This window comes from Allorhizobium ampelinum S4 (genome assembly GCF_000016285.1).
GTDB classification, from domain to species: Bacteria; Pseudomonadota; Alphaproteobacteria; order Rhizobiales; family Rhizobiaceae; genus Allorhizobium; species Allorhizobium ampelinum.
Genome location: NC_011981.1, coordinates 159855 through 176969 on the forward strand (window position 1 = coordinate 159855; position 17115 = coordinate 176969).

The following is a 17115-nucleotide window of genomic DNA, read 5'->3' on the forward strand; positions in this document are numbered from 1 at the left end:
GGGTGACAAAGGTTAACTGCCTGTTGTGCCGCGGTTAAACCGAGGTGTGTTATTGGTTGGAATTTCAAGACCAAAACCGTCGCGCACAGCCCAGGCAATGATCTGATTGTGCAGCGGCAGATATAGATGCTGGTCCTTCACGTAGGTCCAAAGCTCAGAGATGGTTTTATCGCGCTTGGCCACATCCACCTCTGTTCCCAGAGATTCGATTTTCGCATCAATGGCGGCATCCGAGAAATAGGTGGCATTCCACGCGCCGTAGTGATCGTTGCGCGAATGGATCAGGTCGTTGAAATTATAGGCACTATCATAGGTCGGAACACCCCAGCCGTAGAGGAAGAAGTCAGATTTCCGATCTGCCAGCAGCGGAGAATGCTGGGTGAAGGGCCGTGATGCCAGCGTGACCTTCACGCCAATGCGACCCAGAAAGCCGACGACGGCTTGAGAAATCGCCTCGTCATTCACATAGCGGTTGTTGGGCGTATCCAGCGTGATGGTGAAGCCGTCCGGGTAGCCAGCTTCTGTCAGCAGTGCCTTTGCTTTGGCAATGTCTGGCTTGGAATAGGTGTCCAGCGCCGGTGTCCAGCCATGCACAAACGGCGGAACAATAATGCCGGTTGGCACGGCATTGCCACGCAGCACCACGGTTTTCAGGGCTTCGCGGTCAATGGCCAGATCAAAGGCTTCGCGCACGCGCAGGTCGCTCAACGGGTTCTTGTCCTTGGCATTCGACGATGCCAGAGGGGCCTTGTCCAATCGATAGCCGAGGAAGATCGAGCGATTTTCCGGGGTGGTCAGCAGTTTGACACCGGATGTTTTCTTCAGGCGCTCAATATCCTGCACAGGCACATCCTGCACAAAATCCACTTCGCCGGAGAGCAAGGCGGCAATGCGCGTGGCGTTGTCGGCAATCGGCGTGTAGACGATTTCCGTAATGCCCTGATTTTTCTCACCCCAATAGGCAGGGTTGGCTTCTAGTACGGTGCGAACACCCACTTCACGGGATTTCAGAATATAGGGTCCGCTGCCATTGGCGTTGCGCACAGCAAAATTGTCTTTGGAGGCTGCGGCATCTTGCACCTCCAGCGCATTGTTCTTTTCTGCCCAGCTCTTGCTGAGAATATCGGTGCCTGTGAGGTTGTTGGGATAGATCAGGTTGGGGGCACGCAACGTCACCTCAACCTTATCCTCGCCAACTGCCTTTACATCCACAACATCGGCATGCAATTGCCGCAGCTTGGATTTGTCCGAGCGGGCGCGATTGATGGAAAACACCACATCTTCTGCCGTCAGAGCGGAGCCGTCATGAAACTTGACGCCCTTGCGGATGGTGAACACCCAGGTTGCCGGAGCGCCATCCTTAACCTTCCATTCTGTCGCAAGCCTTGGCTCCAACGCGCCCTTGGCATCGCGGGTGACAAGCGTGTCATAGATCTGGTCCAGCAACGCACCAGTCACACCATCATTTTGGGCATTCGGGTCGAGTGTCAGCGCGTCCGATGCGCGCGCCCAGCGAAGGGTGGCAGCATCCGCTGTTGTTGCCAGCAGAGATAGGCCCAGAAATGCGGCGGCGAGGCCTGCAATATGCGTTTTGATCATCAATAACTCCATCACGGTGAGGGACAGTGCAGGGGTGCCATGTCCCGTGAAAGCCAAGAGGTTAATTGATGATAAAATATATAGTTTATATGTATTTATAAGGTTGTTTTGTGCTCTCCTGTCACGGTTTAGGAATTGATCCTGCTCTATCTCGGCTTGGTTGTGTTATTCCATTCTCGAAAACGCAATTGCCGACGGTTGTTCAGAACAGTCGATCACGCACCTGGGAAAAACCGGTTTTCCGGGCGCGGCAAGCCCAGATTGTCACGCAGGGTTACCCCTTGATAATCCTTGCGGAAAAGCCCCTGACGTTGCAGCTCAGGCACCAGTTTTTCCACCACGTCATCCAGCCCCTGCGGCAAATAGGGGAAGACCACATTGAAGCCATCCGAGCCATGTTCCTGCAACCATTCGGCCATTTCTTGAGCAACGCTTGCGGCGGTGCCGACAAAAGCAAGGCCGGCGTAACCGCCATAGCGCTGGGCAAGTTGGCGTACGCTCAAACCTTCTTCGCGGGCCAGTTTGAGTACCTGTTCGCGGCTGGATTTGCTGGCATTGGTGTCTGGAATCTCTGGCAGTGGTTGATCGGGGTCGAGCCCGGAAACGTCATGCCCAAGTGCAATCGACAGCGAGGCAATGGCGCTGTCATAATGCACAAGACCGTCCAGCTTCAGCCGCTTTGCGCGGGCCTCTTCCACGCTGTCACCAATGACAACGAAGGCGGCAGGCAGAATTTTCAGATGGTCGGGATTGCGGCCAATCTTGCCCATCCGGCCTTTGATATCGGCGTAGAGTGCTTTGCCAGCCGCCAGATCGCGCGGTGCGCAAAATACCACTTCGGCCGTTTCTGCGGCAAGCTGACGCCCAGGCTCCGATTGACCGGCCTGGACAATCACCGGCCATCCCTGCGGGGGGCGGGCAATGTTCAGCGGTCCGCGCACCGAGAGTTCGGCACCCTTGTGGTCCAGCACATGCATTTTCGCGGGGTCAAAAAACTGACCGCTTTCAACATCACGGGTGAAGGCATCATCGGCAAAACTGTCCCAAAGGCCGGTGACGACGTCATAAAATTCTCGCGCCCGTTCATAGCGTTCGCCGTGTTCGACATGGGCATCGCGACCAAAATTCAAGGCAGAATCGGGGTTGGCGGTGGTGACAATGTTCCATCCCGCCCGGCCACCGCTGATATGATCCAGCGAGGCAAAGCGGCGGGCAAGGTGGTAAGGCTCTTCAAATGTGCTGGAGGCTGTGGCCACAAGACCAATATGACTGGTGAGTGCGGCTAAAGCGGATAACAACGTGAAAGGCTCAAACGAGGTGACGGTGTGGCTGCGTTTGAGCGCCTCTACCGGCATGTTGAGTACGGCCAGATGATCCGCCATGAAAAACGCATCGAATTTCGCAGCTTCAAGCTTTTGCGCAAAGGAAACGATATGGCCGAAATTGAAATTGGCATCGGGAAAGGCTCCCGGATAGCGCCATGCACCCGTGTGAAGACTGACCGGACGCATGAAAGCACCCAGATGCAATTGTTTCTGTGTTGTCATATCAGCACGTCTCCGGAAAATTCCATTCGCAGCATGATGGTGTCAGTTGACCCGCCAACGCAACAGATGTGTTTCGAGGGCAGCGGCGAGACGGTTGAATATAAAGCCAACCAGTCCCAGAATGATGACGCCGACCATCACCAGGGACATATCAAAACGTTCGCGTCCGGCAATTACCAACCCGCCAATGCCCGGGCCAACGGCAAGAAAATATTCTGCACCCACGGTGGCCAGCCAGGAATATATCAGGCCAAGATGAACGCCCGTGGCAATCATCGGCAGGGCCGAGGGCAGATAGATGGTGAAGATCCGCTGGCGTGGCGAAAAACGCAGCGCCCGGCCAACTTCGATCAGGTCACGCGGTACCTGACGGATACCGTCAAATGTATTGAGCGCAATGGGGATGAAGGCCGCCAGCGCGACAAAGACAATTTTTGCCTGTTCGCCAAAGCCGAACCAGATGGAAATCAGCGGGATCCATGCCAGAAGCGAAATCTGTTTCAGCCCGTTGAAGGTTGGCATCACTAGCCGTTCGCCAAGTTTTGTCAGCACCACAAGCGTGCCAAAGCTGATGCCCAGCACGGCACCAATGCCAAAACCCGAGAGATTGCGCAGCAGGCTCGCACCGAGTTCGCCCGCAAGGCCGTTGTCCAAAATCTCTCGCTTTGCCGTGTGCGCCACCTCTTCCAGACTGGGTAGAAAGCGGGGATCGACCAGATGCGTACGGCTGGAAATCTCCCAGATCAGCAGCAACAGCAAAGGCAGAACAACGCCGCGCCGAACACGGGTCCAGTTCACGGCAGAATGAGAGGATGCTGTCTGCGCCATGATCACGCCTCCTCCTGCTTCCAGCGTTGCAGCAGGTTTTCGGTGCGCCGCAAGCCGCGATCCATGATAAAACCAACCAGCCCGATCACCACCATGGCCACAATGACCGTATCCAGCCAAAACATTTGCCGACCCCAGACCAGCAGATAGCCAAGGCCCTCGGATGAGGCCAGCAGTTCAACCCCCACCAGAGAGGTCCATGCATTGGTCAGGCCATAGCGAATGCCGGTGAAAATGGTTGGAGCGGCAGCGGGCAGCACAATCAGCCGAAGTTGCTGCCAAGGGCTGAAGCGAAAACTGCGGCCAATCTCCCGATATTTCACGGAAACATTGCGGATGCCGGAAAAGGTATTGAGCGTCACAGGCACAAACGCGCCCTTGGCGATGATGATGATTTTCAGCGTTTCTTCAATGCCGACCAGCAACATCAGCAGGGGAATCCAGCCCAGCGTGGGGATTTGCGCAAGCGCCAGAAACAACGGTTTGATATAATCTTCAGCCCGCGGGGATAGGCCCATCAACACGCCAAGCGACAGGCCAAGACTGGCCCCGATGGTAAAGCCGATCACAACGCGCCGCAGGCTAACCCCGGTGTGATAGAGCAATTCTCCATCACCAATCAGATTGCTGGCTGTTTCATAGACATAGCGGGGTGCGGGTAAAATCTGTTCCGGCAGCCACCCCTGAACAGAGGTCAGCCACCACAGCAACAGGAGAGCGAACGGCAGCACCAGTGCCAGCAAGAGCGATGTGACACTCTTTGGGATTTTGATCTGTCTTGTTCCCGCATGGGGAACCAGAAGTTCTGCAACGGATGCCATCGTTCGCGCCTCCTTCTCGTGTTTTAAGACGCGCTCGGCTTGCCGTCTGCGCCATAGGCCTTCCAAAAGGTTTTCAGGCCAAGGCGTTCAAAAGAGCTGTTGAGATATTTCGGCTCAAACCAGCCGTTCAGATCGACATCGCGGCGGATCAGGCCAAACTCTTTGCTTTTCACAGCCTGCTCCTTGTATTGCGAAATCAGCAGCTCATCGAGCAGTGGCGCGTTGCGATAGGCCAAAGTGTCGTTGCTGAAATAATCTTCCAGGATTGGCACGGGCGTGCCGGATTTGTGCCACAGCTCAAAAAGCGCGGCACGGTTTGGCTCATCTGACGACCATTTGGCGGCTTTCACAAAGGCATCCACCACCTTCTGGGTGATCTCTGGATGGGCGTCGATAAACGCTTCGCGCGCGACAATGCCAGCGTTGCGGCCAAAGCGCGGATCATCACCCTTGGTGGTGTAAACAATCTCGGCAGAACCGTTGGCGGCCAGATTGATCAAGGCTGTATCACCAAAGGCAGCATCAATATCTTTGCTGGTCAGGGCAGCAACCGTGCCTGCGCTATCCAGATTGATCACCTGCACATCGCGCTCTTTCAGTCCGTGGGCTTCCAGAATCTTGACGGCAGCAAGATGGCCATTGGTGCCGCGTTGATAAGCGACTTTTTTGCCTTTCAGCTCTTCAACCGTTTTGATCCCCGATCCGTTGGCAACAGCCAGGTACAGCGGCTTTCTAGCGCCACTTGCCAGCAAAAATTTGGTTTTCAACCCATTGGCGCGGCCAATAATGGCAGGCAAATCGCCCTGATAGGCAAAATCCAGCTGGTTGTTGGCAAAGCCTTCATTCACCGCTGGCCCTGCACCCTTGAAAAAGGTCCATTCGATCTTGACGTTTGGATCATTGGCGAATTCTTTTTCGAGATATTCGCCAGCGCGGGCCGTGGCCGCCGATGTTCCCTCGGCAAAGGGACGATTATCGACACCGATCGCCGCGTAGCCCACATGGATCACCAGAGGGTCTGCCGCCTGCAAAGGGCCGGATACAAGCGCCAGCAGACCAAGGCTGGTTGCGATACGCAAAAGAAAGGCAGATTTCATCAATAACTCCGTTCATGTCAGGCTACCTACATCGCGTATTTCGGCGGTAAGGGCAGCCAATTGATATTATCCGTGGGAAAAGGCGGGTTGCGCCAAAGTGTTTTCGCGGGTGGGGAGGGGCCTTGCACCGCTTGACTGCCTCACCTCATCGCTTCCATGCAGGCTTTGCAACACGCGGTCGCGGGCAGCCACAATCTCTGCGGAGGTGCGTCTACGTGGGCGCTCAATCTCAACCGGGATGATGTCGCGGATGCGGCCGGGCCGTGCCGACATCACCACCACACGATCGCCAAGATAGACCGCCTCTTCCACATCATGGGTCACAAGCACCATGGTGATGCGCTCCCGCGCCCAGATCTCCTGCAATTCATCCTGAAGCCGGGCTTTGGTCATGGCATCCAATGCCCCAAACGGCTCATCCAGAAACAGAATATTGGGTCGATTGACGAGACCACGCGCAATACCCGCCCGCTGTGCCATGCCGCCGGAAAGTTGGTGGGGATAGGCTTTGGCAAACCCCGTCAGCCCAACCAGTTCCAGATGGTCCCTCACCAATTGCTGACGCGTGGCCTTGGGCAGACCGCTATTTTCCACGCCAACAGCCACGTTGCGCTCGACCGAGAGCCATGGAAACAGGCGCGGCTCCTGAAACACGATACCCCGCTCGAGGCTTGGCTCATTGACCACCTTTCCCGCATGGGTAATGGTGCCAGAGCTTGCGATATCCAACCCAGCAGCAATCCTCAGCAGGGTGGATTTTCCACAACCGCTGGCCCCGACAATGGTGACAAATTCACCCTCAGTAATGTCGAGATTAATGCTATCCAATGCATTCAACACCTTACCATTGATATCGAATAATCGGCTGATATCTCTTATTGTCAGGTGCGCGCCTGCGGTCATGGATGGAATATCTCCCTCGTTTGGAGGGAGTTTAGTTATATTCGATAAAATCCATAGGTAATATATTCTAATTGTCGAACAGTTGTCGGATTTTCGTTTTTACCGAAAATCCGACATTGGCTGTGTCAGCCGAAAACAGCTTTTTGCACCGGACTTTCCTGAAGTGCCGTTTGTTGCCTTGAAATCTCTGGCAGCTCCAGATTGGAGCGGAAATCATGCCCGACATAATCGGTATCGATCAGATCGCGGCGGCGAAGCTCTGGCAAAAGCCCGTTCAGCAACAGGTCTTCCTGATCGGGGTTGCCAAGGCCATGCAGGGAAATGACATCCAGCACACCTGCCCGGAACCGTTCTTCAATTGCATCGGCCAATTGCTCCGGCGTGCCAGCAACCGACCAATGGCCAGTATCCTGCGCGTGAATGATCAATTGCCGCAACGTCAAACCTTCGCGGGCGTAGCGGCGGAAAATCTCCACCCGTCCGCGTCTGCGGTTGATGCTAGTCACTTCCGGCAAAAGCACTTCGGGCAGGGGCTTATCCAGCGGCAGATCGGATAGATCCAGATGGCCACCGAGCATATCGGCCAGTTTCAGGCGGCCTTGCTCATAGTCGATTTTCTCGTGCTTTGCCTTCACCCGTCGCGCCACATCGGCATCGCTTTCACCGATCACCGAGTGGAAGGAGTTCATGATGAAGGGCAGATCATCCCCACGCCCAAATCCCTTGGCCCGATTGCGAAGGTCGGTCGCAAAGGCAATGGCATCCTCCAGCTTCGGCTGGGAGGTATAGACCACTTCCGCATAGCGCGCACCTACATTGACACCAGCATCCGATTGCCCAGCCTGAAACTGCACCGGGCGGCCCTGTGGCAGCGGCGGCACATTCAGCGGCCCTTCGACTTGAAAATGCTGGCCGCGATAATTGATCGGGTGAAATTTGGCGGGATCAATGGAAATACTGCCGGAATTGCGGCGGGTGGCGGCGTCACGCTCATTGGCATCGTAGAGGGCGTTGACCACTTCAATGAATTCGGCTGCCCGTGCATAGCGCTCCTCCGGGCTTGCCAGTGTTTCGCCAAAATTTTCCTCGCCAACAGAGGATGTCACGGCATTCCATCCGGCACGGCCACCGCTGGCGTGGTCCAGCGTGCCAATCTGGCGGGCCAGATTATAGGGGTGATGGAAGGTGGTGGACACGGTGGCAATCAAGCCGATGTGCGATGTCACCTGACTGAGCGCTGCCAGCTGAATGATCGGCTCATTGGTGCCGGTGGTGCCTGCCAATCCTGCCGGGTCAGTTTGCAACAAATCGGCGGTGAACAGGCCGGTGATTTTCTCGGCTTCTGCCTTACGGGCAAGATCAGCGGCGCGCTTGGCTCCGGCCTGCGGGCTTGCATCATTGGCGGCGGCGGTGAGATTGCCTGCTCCGACCAGAGTTTTCAGACGGCGAGACGATGGGCGGGTCATGGGGAACTCCTTTTTTGTATTGTCAGGCAAGTGTGGGAACGGCATCCAGAAGAGCGCGGGTGTAGCTGTGGCGTGGGGTGGAAAACACGTTTTCCACCTGACCGGCCTCGACAATCCGGCCATCCTTCATCACCACCACACGGTCTGTCAGGTGATGCACAACGCCCAGATCATGGGAGATAAACAGCAGCGATGTGCCCGATGCGGCTTGAAGTTCGGCCAGCAAATCCAACACCTGCGCCTGCACCGAAACATCCAGCGCGCTCACCGGTTCATCGGCCACCAGCAGTGTGGGGTGTGGGGCAAAGGCACGGGCAATGGCCACTCGCTGGCGTTGGCCACCGGACAATTCACGGGGATAGCGGGAAAGGAAGCTGCGGTTGAGCCGCACGGCATCCAGCACTTCAATCACCCGCGCACGGCGGGCATCGCCATAGACGCCAACGGAATCAAGGCTTTCGCCAACGATTTTCTCCACCGTGTATCGGGGATCAAACGAGCTGAGGGCATCTTGCGCAATCAATTGCATATGGGCGCGTCTGGGTCTGCGCTGGGCCTCGCTGATATTGCTCCACGGTTTGCCATCAATCAGCACAGAGCCACCATCTGGCTCCACAAGCCCGAGAATGATTTTGGCAACGGTGGTTTTGCCCGATCCTGATTCGCCAACAATGCCCAGCGCTTCGCCAGCTGCGAGATGGAAGGAAACGTCATTGACGGCAAGCGAGGTGCCATAGCGTTTCACCAGATTGTTGGCGCTCAAAACAATGCGGCCATCGTCAATCTGCTTAGGCGGCAGGGCAATGCGGATAGGCTCAGCAGGGCGTTTCAACTCGATCTCTGTCGAAGGCGACAAACGAAAGCCTTTGGAGCTTGCCGATGGCACCGCATCCAGCAATTGCCGTGTATAAGGATGCTCCGGGGTCTTCAGGATTTTAGCGGTTGGGCCTTCCTCAACAATGTATCCATTGTTCATCACCAACACCCGGTCGGCCAACCGTGAGACAACAGCAAGATCATGGCTGATCAGCAGCAGTGTATGGCCCGCCTTGCGCCGTTCTGCCAACAGATCAAGAATTTGCTTTTGCACCGTGGCATCCAGCGCCGTGGTTGGCTCATCGGCAATCAGCAGGGCAGGGTGGCGGGCAATGGCTGTGGCAATCAATGCGCGTTGGCGCAAGCCGCCGGAGAGCTCGTGCGGATATTGCGGCAAGCGTCGATCAGGATCAGGAATGCCGACCGATTGCAGCAGAGCGCGGCTATTTTGCAGCAAATCCGGGTGTTTGAAAAAGCCGCGCCTGCCAAAGGCATCGGACAATTGCTGCGAAACGCGGCGCAAGGGATCGAGCGACACCAGCGCATCCTGAAGCACAAAGCCCACCTTTGTGCCGCGCAAAGCGCGCCATTGTTTTTCACCAAAACCCAACACCGACTGGCCTTCGATGTCGAATTGGTCAGCGCTGATTTTTGCGCCCGGACCAGACAAGCCAAGCAGCGCGCGTGCCGTAACAGATTTGCCAGAGCCGGACTCGCCAACAAGGGCCAGGGTTTCCCCAGCATGGATTGTCAGATCAAGGCCATGCACAACGTTATGGTCACGCCCGTCTTTTGGAAAGCCGATGGTGAGATTGCGGATCTGGATCAGCGGGGTCATGCCTGTCTCCTGCCTTCAAATGCTGCCTGCCAGCGGCGTCCCAGCACGCTGATGGCAATCACGGTGGCGGTAATGGCCAGTCCCGGCCACACGCCAATCCACCACGCCACGCGCAAATAATTGCGCGCATCGGCCAGCATCGCCCCCCATTCGGGTGCTGGCGGCTGCGGACCCATGCCGAGAAAACTCAGGCCCGCCGCATTGATGATGGCAGTGCCAAGGCCGATGGTGGCCAGAATTGGCACCTGCGCGATGGCATGGGGCAGCACATGGCGAAACACCAGAACAGGGCGGGTCAGCCCAAAGGTCTTGGCCTGTTCCACATAGCCACTTTGGGCAATCACAAAGGTTTGGGCGCGCACCACCCGGGCAAAGCGGGGAATGGAGGCAACGCCCAGCGCAAAAATAAGATTGAGCGTGCCGGGGCCGGTAAAGGAGATCAGCACCAACGCCAGCAGCAGATCGGGAAAGGACGAAACCACATCGAGAAAACGGGTGATGAACTCATCCACAAGCCCGCGTGACAGCCCGGCCAGCAAGCCGAGCAGAGAGCCGAACACGGCAGCAATGGTAATGGCGCTGACGCCAATCAAAATGGAATAGCGCGTGCCATAGACCACACGGGAAAACACATCCCGCCCCAGATGATCGGTGCCAAACCAATGGTCTGCTGAGGGTGGCAATTGTGCTTGCAAGGGATCGGCAGTGATAGGATCAGCCGATGTGAGCAGCGCGGGCCACAGGGTGGAAAGAGCAACGAGAACCACGAACAGAGCTGCAATCAGCAAGCCCGGACGGGCGAGAATGCCGCGCAAAATATCACTCGTGCGGCCAAGGTTGCGATCAAGCAGTGTGGAGGAAAGGCTCATCGCGCATCCTCCCGCGCCTTCGTTCGCAACCGTGGATCAAGCCGCAGATAGAGCACATCCACCGCCGTGCTCAACACCACATAGACAAAGGCCGAGAGAATGGCCACCGCCAGCACCACGGGCAGGTCATGGGCGAGAACGGCATTGACCGTGACACGCCCCAACCCCGGCCTGCCAAACACGGATTCGGTAATGACCGCACCCGACAAGAGATTGCCAACCAGCCAGCCGGTGAGCGTTACCGCTGGCAGGGCCGCATGGCGAAGCGCGTGGCGCAACCGCAGCACAAGGCTGTGTGTGCCCCAGCTGCGCACCGTCAAGGCAAAGGGTTCTTCCAGCGCCCGCTCCAATCCCTCACGCAACACCTGCGCAATCACCGCCCCCAGCGGCAGACCGAGGGCGAAGGCTGGAAGCACCAGCGCCGAAAAGCTCCTGTCGCCAGAGACTGGAAACAGTTTCAGCGTGAAGGAAAACACAAACAACAGCAGGATGCCGAGCCAGAAGGATGGCGTGGAAATCAGCAGCAATTCCAACCCACCAGCGATGATGCGCGGCACCCGTTTGGCTGCCGTCAGCACAGCAATGGTGACGGCAAACACAATGGCGACCGTGAGCGCTGCTGCCGTTAATTTCAGGGTTGGCAAGATCTGCGACAACACCAGACCGGAAACATCGGTTTGCAAAATGTAGGACCGCCCGAAATCACCATGCAGAACCCGGCCCAGATAATGGATATATTGCACATACACGGGATCATTCAGCCCCCACTCGGCGCGAATAGCGGCCTCCACTTCCGGCGTGCGCAGCTGTTCGCCAATCAGCAGGCTGACAATATCGCCGGGAGCCAGATGCAGGCTGATGAAGCTCAACGTCACCGCCGCCCACAACACCAGCAAACCAGAGCCAATCCGCGTCAGGATCTGCCCGGTCAGACTGCTGCGTCTGAGCCGGAACCGGCTTGAACGCCAAGTAGTGGGGACCTGACTATGAGTGGCATTAGTATGAGTGGCCGGGCCAAGGGTGGTTGTCTGTTCGGCATCCATGGTGGTCGCTCCTGTTGGGGGTGTCAGAGGGGTGGTAAAGCTCTGGAATTACTGGCTGCGCCAGATGTCGTAGGCGCTTTCCGGCAATTGCTTGAAGGGACGAAACGCAATGCCCTTGATCTGGCTTGCGGCTGCAATCTGGTCTTCCGGCTCATAGAGCGGCAGGGCATAGGCCTGATCAACAATGGCAAATTGTTGCAGTTTGGAGTAAAGCGCAAAACGCTTGGCGTGATCCAGCGTGCCTGCCGCCTCTTTCAGCCATTGCTCCAGTTCCGGGGCTTCTGCGCGGCTGTAATTGATCGAGCCACCCTTGGTCAGCGGTAGATAGTGGAACTCGATATCCACGGCATCGGTTGGGGTGTTGGAATTGGCAATAGAGCCAAACTGTCCGGTTTTGCGCCGCTCCGTATAGGTTCCGGCATCGACAAACACGATGGCCAGATCAATACCGGCGTTTTGCCGCGCCTGCGCCTGCAAGGCTTGCAGCAACACATCGCGCTGGTCGCGCACGGTGGCCTGTGCTTGGATCACCTCAATGGTGAGCCGTTTGCCGTCCTTGGTGCGAAAGCCTTGGGCATCGCGGCTGGTCCAGCCTGCCTCGTCCAGCAGTTGATTGGCCAGCTTGGGATCGGCTCCATAGGTCTTTTCGATGCTCTTGTCATAAAATTGCGTATCGATGGGCGAGGTAATGCCCCAGGCCCGGGTGCGCTCACCCCGATAGACAGCCTTTAGCACCGCATCGACATCAATGGATGCCACCAGCGCCTTGCGGATTTTCACATCCTGCGTTGGTCCCCAGGTGACATTGAGAAACAGTGAATAAGGCGTGCCGGTGTTGAGCGCTGTCTGGTAGCTATACTCGGCATTGCCCTTGAACAGACTGGCATCATTGCCGGAAACGCCTTCAATCACATCCACCTGCCCGGAGGTGAGCGCACCGATGCGCACAGAGGATTCTGGCAGAAAACGATAGGTCACCTCATCCAGATAGGCGGGGCCTTGATGGCCTGCATTGGCGGATGCCCAATGATAATCGGGATTTTTGACAAACTGGATGTCTTGCCCCTTGGTGTAGCGCTTGAGAATAAAGGGTCCGGTTCCAGCAATTTCCGGCCCACCGGATTTCAATTGCTGAGAGTTGAAAGCCGCAGGAGAGAGAATTTCAAGGCTGGCGGCATAATCCAGAAAGGGCGCATAAACATCACTCAACGTGAACGCCACGGTGTGGGCATCCACGGCCTTCGCTTCTGCGATACGTGAGACCGGCCCTGCGCTGGTGCTGCCCGAATAGGCCGCATCCTTCAGCCACTCAAAATTGGTGACCACCGCCTTGGCATCGAACACCTGCCCATCGGTAAAGCGCACATCATCGCGCAGCTTGAATGTATAGGTCTTGCCATCGCTGGAGATACTGTATTCTGTTGCCAGCCATGGCACATAGCCGCCATCGGCTGTGCGGGCCAGAAGCGATTCATAGGCATTGCGCAGCAACAGTTTGGTTTTATCTTGACCATTCAGATGCGGGTTGAGCGTTGCAGGCTCGGTCTCGACGCCCCATGTCAGCTTGCCGCCGCTGATTGGCTTTTGATCGGCTGCCCAGCTGATCGTGGGAAGCGCCGTTGCGGCGGCCAGAGCAAGGCCAAGGCTCAGAACATGTCTGCGGATGATCATAAGAGTGTTTCTCCAGAATTTGAAATGGTTGTCTTTTTTTGGGTTTTAGCCTTGGAGCCAGATGTCATAGGCGTTTTCGGGAAGCCGTCTGAACGGACGAAAGCCGACGCCCTTGACCCGGTTTGAGGCCGCAACCTCGTCGTCTGGAACATACAGCGGCAATCCATAGGCCTGCTCCACCAGCACAAAGCGTTGCAGCTTGGCGTAAATCTCGAAGCGCTTTTTGGCATCCAGCGTCGAGGCGGCCTCGTCGAGCCATGCCGCAACTTCCGGGGCCTCGGTGCGGCTGTAATTGATTGAGCCGCCTTTGTTCCGTGGCAGGTAGTGGAAATAGATGGTCAGGCCATTCTGCTGAAGCGTGGTGGAATTGGGCAATATGCCGTATTGGCCATCCTTGTCGCGGTTGGCATAGGTGCCGGAATCGACATATTGCAAGGTCAGCTCAATGCCTGCATTTTGCCGGGCCTGCGCCTGCACGGCCTGAAGCAGAATGTCGCGCTGATCCCGCAGCGTCGCTTGCGATTGCATGATGTCGATGGTCAGCCGTTTGCCGTCCTTGGTGCGAATGCCGTCGGCATCGCGGCTGGTCCAGCCGGCTTCATCCAGCAGCTTGTTGGCCAGTTTTGGGTCAAACCCATAGCTGCCCTCAATGCTTTTATCGTAAAAATCCGTATCGGCGGGGGTCAGAACACCCCAGGCCCGCTGGCGCTCACCGCGATAGACCGATTTTATCGTGCGATCGACATCAATGGCGGCCTGCAAGGCTTTACGCACCCTCACATCGGCTGTCTGGCCGCTGGTGCTGTTGAAATACAGTGTGTAGGGCGTGCCGGTGTTGATGGCGCTTTGATAGGTAAAATCAGGATTGTTCTTGAACAATTCGGCGTCATTGCCCGGAATGCCCTCAATCACATCCACTTGGCCGGAGGTAAGCGCTCCACTGCGCACAGCCGATTCCGAGAGAAAGCGATAGACCACTTTATCAAGATAGGCTGGTCCCTGATGTGCCGCCGTGGCGGGTGCCCACTTATAGGCCGGGTTGCGGACAAAACTGATTTCCTGACCCTTGATATATTTGTCGAGGATGAAAGGTCCGGTTCCGGCAACCTCCGCTCCACCGGATTTCAATTGCGATGACGCAAAGGATTTCGGGGCCAGAATATCAATCCATGTGATGCCATCCAGAAAGGGTGCGTAAACCCGATCCAGCGTAATCACCAGCTTATGACGTTCCACGGCTTTGACACTGGAAATGCGTGCCACATGGCCTGCGCTGATGCTGCCGGAATAAAGCGGCTCTTTCAGCTTCAGAATATTGAGGGCAACAGCTTCCGCATCCAGCGCCTCGCCATTGCTGAAGGTCACATCATCGCGCAGCGTGAAGGTGTAGGTTCGACCATCCTCGGAGATAGCGTAATCTTTTGCCAGCCACGGCACATAGCCGCCGTCTGGTGTGCGGGCCAGCAACGATTCATAGGTGTTGCGCAAAATCAGCTTGGCCTTCGCCTGACCGTTCAGATGCGGATTGAGCGTTGATGGCTCCGACTCCACCCCCCATGTCAGCGTGCCACCATGAACGGGGGCATCCTGTACAGCCGCATGAGCACTCTGCCAATTGGTGACGATGGAAAGGGCAACAATCGCCGTTCCACCGAGAAAATCTCGTCTTGTAACCACGGTGCAAATCCTGAATTTCTATGGGTGCAGTGTCAGGCCGCGAGCGCTTTGCGCCCGCCTGCCAGCAGCTCAATGGTTTCCAGCCGGTTTGCGCCTTGGGAGACCGGGCAATCGACAATGAATTCGGCAATGCCATAGCTGCGATGCAGCCGCTCCAACTCGTCATGAACCCGCGCTGGTGTGCCGCGAATAACCCGCGGTGTGCGCTCCTCAATCCGATATTGCTGCGCGCCTGTCTGGCGGACATAGTCCAGCGCCTGTTCCCGGCTGCCGACATTCACGCCCTGACCGCTTTCAATTTCCACGCGGAAACGGCGGATGTCTCCTGTCAGGCTTTCCGCCAACGCATCAGTTTTTGCCACGACCACACTGACGGCCAAAAGCGCGGATGGACCGCCCGCCGCCCGGTAGGCGCTCAAGGCATCATGGATCGCGGTCTCATCACCGTTGATGTGCCCGGCATAGACAAAATTCCAGCCAAGCCGGGCTGCCAGCTTTGCGCTTTCGGGGCTGGCACCCAGAAGAAAACGCTCTGCCGGTTTTTCGGGTGCGGGGAAGGCCGCAAGATGGTCTGCATCAGCTTCAATATTGGTATCGTGGTGCAGAAAACCATCCAGCTCTTCCAGTTGCGCCTCAAACGAGGGCTTTTTGGCCGGATCGAACGCAGCTTGCAGGGCGCGGGTGGAAAGCGGCATGCCGCCGGGGGCCTTGCCAATGCCAAGATCAACGCGACCGGGCGCGAGTGCCGCCAGAAGATTGAAATTTTCCGCCACTTTATAGGCGCTGTAATGCTGAAGCATCACGCCGCCGGAACCGATGCGAATTCGGCGCGTGTGCGCCAAGAGAAAGCCAATCAACACTTCTGGCGATGAACTGGCGAGCTTGGCCGCATTGTGATGTTCGGCCACCCAAAAGCGCGAAAAACCCGCTTCTTCAGCCTTTTCGGCCAAAGCGAGCGTGCGTTGCAGGGCGGCGGTTGCGCTTTCAGCGCCATCAAGCGGAGACTTATCGAGAAAGCCGAGGGCGTAGGACATTCATCCTCCCGTGCCGGTTTGAAGATAATAACACGAGTTAATCTATATTTTTTATAAACTATTAAATCGAGCAAGGATCTTCCAATATTCAAGGCATGCATAAAACATCGTGGCGTGCAAAGCGCTTCCTGAAGATGCATCCTTGAGGCGTAAACATCGACCGACATTTGCATCACAGGCGAGGGGATACCGGCGGCCGAGATGGCATCCCGAAACGATCGGTCGCGCACACTCTTGATACCGGAGACACCCTATGACTGACATTCTTGTCCGGTCCTCACTTCAGGACCCGGCAGCGCAGCCGCTGATTGACGGGCTGGTGAGCGAATATGATGGACGATATGGCGCCGATAGCCGTGCTGGCGGGGCTTTGGCAGAGATACTCCGCTATCCGGCAGCGATTTTTACGCCGCCGCTGGGTGATTTTCTGCTGCTCCAGCGCAATGGCAAGACCATTGCAGGCGGGGCTTTCATGAGCCACGATGATGAGACTGCCGAGCTGAAACGGATATGGACCCATCCCGAACTGCGCCGTCAGGGCCTGGCACGGACGATCGTGCTGGCTCTGGAAGAGAAAGCCGCCCAGCTTGGCTATACGCGGGCCTATCTCTCCACCGGCTTTCGCCAGCCGGAAGCCACGGCGCTCTATATTTCTCTTGGCTATCGTCCGTTGTTTGATGTGGCAGCCGATCCAACCCTTTACCGTTCACTGCCGTTTGAAAAGCATATCGGCACCAAGGCTGGCCAGCCTGCAACCAGCTCCATCTATCCGCCAGCCGCATCCTTTGATGAAGCAACCGACCGTGTGAAGGCGGTGAAGGCCACGCAGGAAGCCAAAATCACGGCCCGTCTTGCCCGCTTTGAAGTCACAGCGGCCTGATTGCCCACGCACCCCATCTGCCAAGC

General features: G+C 56.8%; 14 protein-coding genes. 1 reads left to right on the forward strand and 13 read right to left on the reverse strand.

Going from position 1 to position 17115, the window contains the following annotated elements; genetic code table 11:
* Positions 1-12: 12 nt before the first annotated feature.
* The 13 genes from AVI_RS26480 to AVI_RS26540 all read right to left on the reverse strand — a co-directional run bounded on the left by AVI_RS26480 (position 13) and on the right by AVI_RS26540 (position 16209).
* Positions 13-1599 carry an ABC transporter substrate-binding protein gene (locus tag AVI_RS26480; protein WP_015918336.1) on the reverse strand — a complete coding sequence of 529 codons (1587 nt, stop codon included), beginning with the start codon at positions 1597-1599 and terminating at the stop codon, positions 13-15.
* A 215-nt stretch (positions 1600-1814) separates the two neighbouring features.
* Entirely contained in the window at positions 1815-3146 is a 1332-nt protein-coding gene (locus AVI_RS26485) for an LLM class flavin-dependent oxidoreductase (protein WP_015918337.1), read from the reverse strand.
* Positions 3147-3188: 42 nt separating this feature from the next.
* The gene (locus AVI_RS26490; RefSeq protein ID WP_015918338.1) at positions 3189-3974 is read right to left on the reverse strand and encodes an ABC transporter permease; all 786 of its coding nucleotides are present in this window, start codon (positions 3972-3974) and stop codon (positions 3189-3191) included.
* A gap of 2 nt (positions 3975-3976) precedes the next feature.
* Positions 3977-4795, reverse strand: coding sequence for an ABC transporter permease (locus tag AVI_RS26495; RefSeq protein ID WP_015918339.1), 819 nt, complete (start codon positions 4793-4795; stop codon positions 3977-3979).
* Positions 4796-4818: 23 nt separating this feature from the next.
* Positions 4819-5892, reverse strand: coding sequence for an ABC transporter substrate-binding protein (locus AVI_RS26500; RefSeq protein ID WP_015918340.1), 1074 nt, complete (start codon positions 5890-5892; stop codon positions 4819-4821).
* A 66-nt stretch (positions 5893-5958) separates the two neighbouring features.
* Positions 5959-6795 carry an ABC transporter ATP-binding protein gene (locus tag AVI_RS26505; RefSeq protein ID WP_015918341.1) on the reverse strand — a complete coding sequence of 279 codons (837 nt, stop codon included), beginning with the start codon at positions 6793-6795 and terminating at the stop codon, positions 5959-5961.
* Positions 6796-6920: 125 nt separating this feature from the next.
* Positions 6921-8261, reverse strand: a complete 1341-nt coding sequence (locus tag AVI_RS26510; protein ID WP_015918342.1) for an NtaA/DmoA family FMN-dependent monooxygenase — start codon at positions 8259-8261, stop codon at positions 6921-6923.
* A 22-nt stretch (positions 8262-8283) separates the two neighbouring features.
* Positions 8284-9915, reverse strand: a complete 1632-nt coding sequence (locus AVI_RS26515) for a dipeptide ABC transporter ATP-binding protein (protein WP_015918343.1) — start codon at positions 9913-9915, stop codon at positions 8284-8286.
* A complete protein-coding gene (locus AVI_RS26520; protein ID WP_015918344.1) occupies positions 9912-10784 on the reverse strand; it encodes an ABC transporter permease in 873 nt (290 codons plus the stop codon). Before AVI_RS26520 ends, AVI_RS26515 begins: the two co-directional genes overlap by 4 nt.
* Positions 10781-11827, reverse strand: a complete 1047-nt coding sequence (locus AVI_RS26525; protein ID WP_015918345.1) for an ABC transporter permease — start codon at positions 11825-11827, stop codon at positions 10781-10783. Before AVI_RS26525 ends, AVI_RS26520 begins: the two co-directional genes overlap by 4 nt.
* Positions 11828-11875: 48 nt before the next feature.
* The gene (locus tag AVI_RS26530; RefSeq protein WP_041699712.1) at positions 11876-13498 is read right to left on the reverse strand and encodes an ABC transporter substrate-binding protein; all 1623 of its coding nucleotides are present in this window, start codon (positions 13496-13498) and stop codon (positions 11876-11878) included.
* A gap of 45 nt (positions 13499-13543) precedes the next feature.
* Positions 13544-15139: an ABC transporter substrate-binding protein gene (locus AVI_RS26535; protein WP_417884146.1), complete on the reverse strand. Its 1596-nt coding sequence runs from the start codon at positions 15137-15139 to the stop codon at positions 13544-13546.
* Positions 15140-15207: 68 nt separating this feature from the next.
* A complete protein-coding gene (locus AVI_RS26540; RefSeq protein ID WP_015918346.1) occupies positions 15208-16209 on the reverse strand; it encodes an LLM class flavin-dependent oxidoreductase in 1002 nt (333 codons plus the stop codon).
* 253 nt (positions 16210-16462) lie between these two features.
* On the opposite strand from AVI_RS26540, the gene AVI_RS26545 reads away from it, so the two are divergent.
* The gene (locus AVI_RS26545) at positions 16463-17089 is read left to right on the forward strand and encodes a GNAT family N-acetyltransferase (RefSeq protein ID WP_015918347.1); all 627 of its coding nucleotides are present in this window, start codon (positions 16463-16465) and stop codon (positions 17087-17089) included.
* The last annotated feature ends 26 nt before the right edge of the window (positions 17090-17115 follow it).

What these genes read in the sequence shown, in the direction of transcription:
- AVI_RS26525 (WP_015918345.1), bottom strand. Translation starts at nt 11,827, where the DNA reads ATGGATGCCGAACAGACAACCACCCTTGGCCCGGCCACTCATACTAAT.
- AVI_RS26495 (WP_015918339.1), bottom strand. Translation starts at nt 4,795, where the DNA reads ATGGCATCCGTTGCAGAACTTCTGGTTCCCCATGCGGGAACAAGACAG.
- AVI_RS26500 (WP_015918340.1), bottom strand. Translation starts at nt 5,892, where the DNA reads ATGAAATCTGCCTTTCTTTTGCGTATCGCAACCAGCCTTGGTCTGCTG.
- AVI_RS26485 (WP_015918337.1), bottom strand. Translation starts at nt 3,146, where the DNA reads ATGACAACACAGAAACAATTGCATCTGGGTGCTTTCATGCGTCCGGTC.
- AVI_RS26545 (WP_015918347.1), top strand. Translation starts at nt 16,463, where the DNA reads ATGACTGACATTCTTGTCCGGTCCTCACTTCAGGACCCGGCAGCGCAG.
- AVI_RS26505 (WP_015918341.1), bottom strand. Translation starts at nt 6,795, where the DNA reads ATGACCGCAGGCGCGCACCTGACAATAAGAGATATCAGCCGATTATTC.
- AVI_RS26510 (WP_015918342.1), bottom strand. Translation starts at nt 8,261, where the DNA reads ATGACCCGCCCATCGTCTCGCCGTCTGAAAACTCTGGTCGGAGCAGGC.
- AVI_RS26530 (WP_041699712.1), bottom strand. Translation starts at nt 13,498, where the DNA reads ATGATCATCCGCAGACATGTTCTGAGCCTTGGCCTTGCTCTGGCCGCC.
- AVI_RS26480 (WP_015918336.1), bottom strand. Translation starts at nt 1,599, where the DNA reads ATGATCAAAACGCATATTGCAGGCCTCGCCGCCGCATTTCTGGGCCTA.
- AVI_RS26520 (WP_015918344.1), bottom strand. Translation starts at nt 10,784, where the DNA reads ATGAGCCTTTCCTCCACACTGCTTGATCGCAACCTTGGCCGCACGAGT.
- AVI_RS26515 (WP_015918343.1), bottom strand. Translation starts at nt 9,915, where the DNA reads ATGACCCCGCTGATCCAGATCCGCAATCTCACCATCGGCTTTCCAAAA.
- AVI_RS26490 (WP_015918338.1), bottom strand. Translation starts at nt 3,974, where the DNA reads ATGGCGCAGACAGCATCCTCTCATTCTGCCGTGAACTGGACCCGTGTT.
- AVI_RS26540 (WP_015918346.1), bottom strand. Translation starts at nt 16,209, where the DNA reads ATGTCCTACGCCCTCGGCTTTCTCGATAAGTCTCCGCTTGATGGCGCT.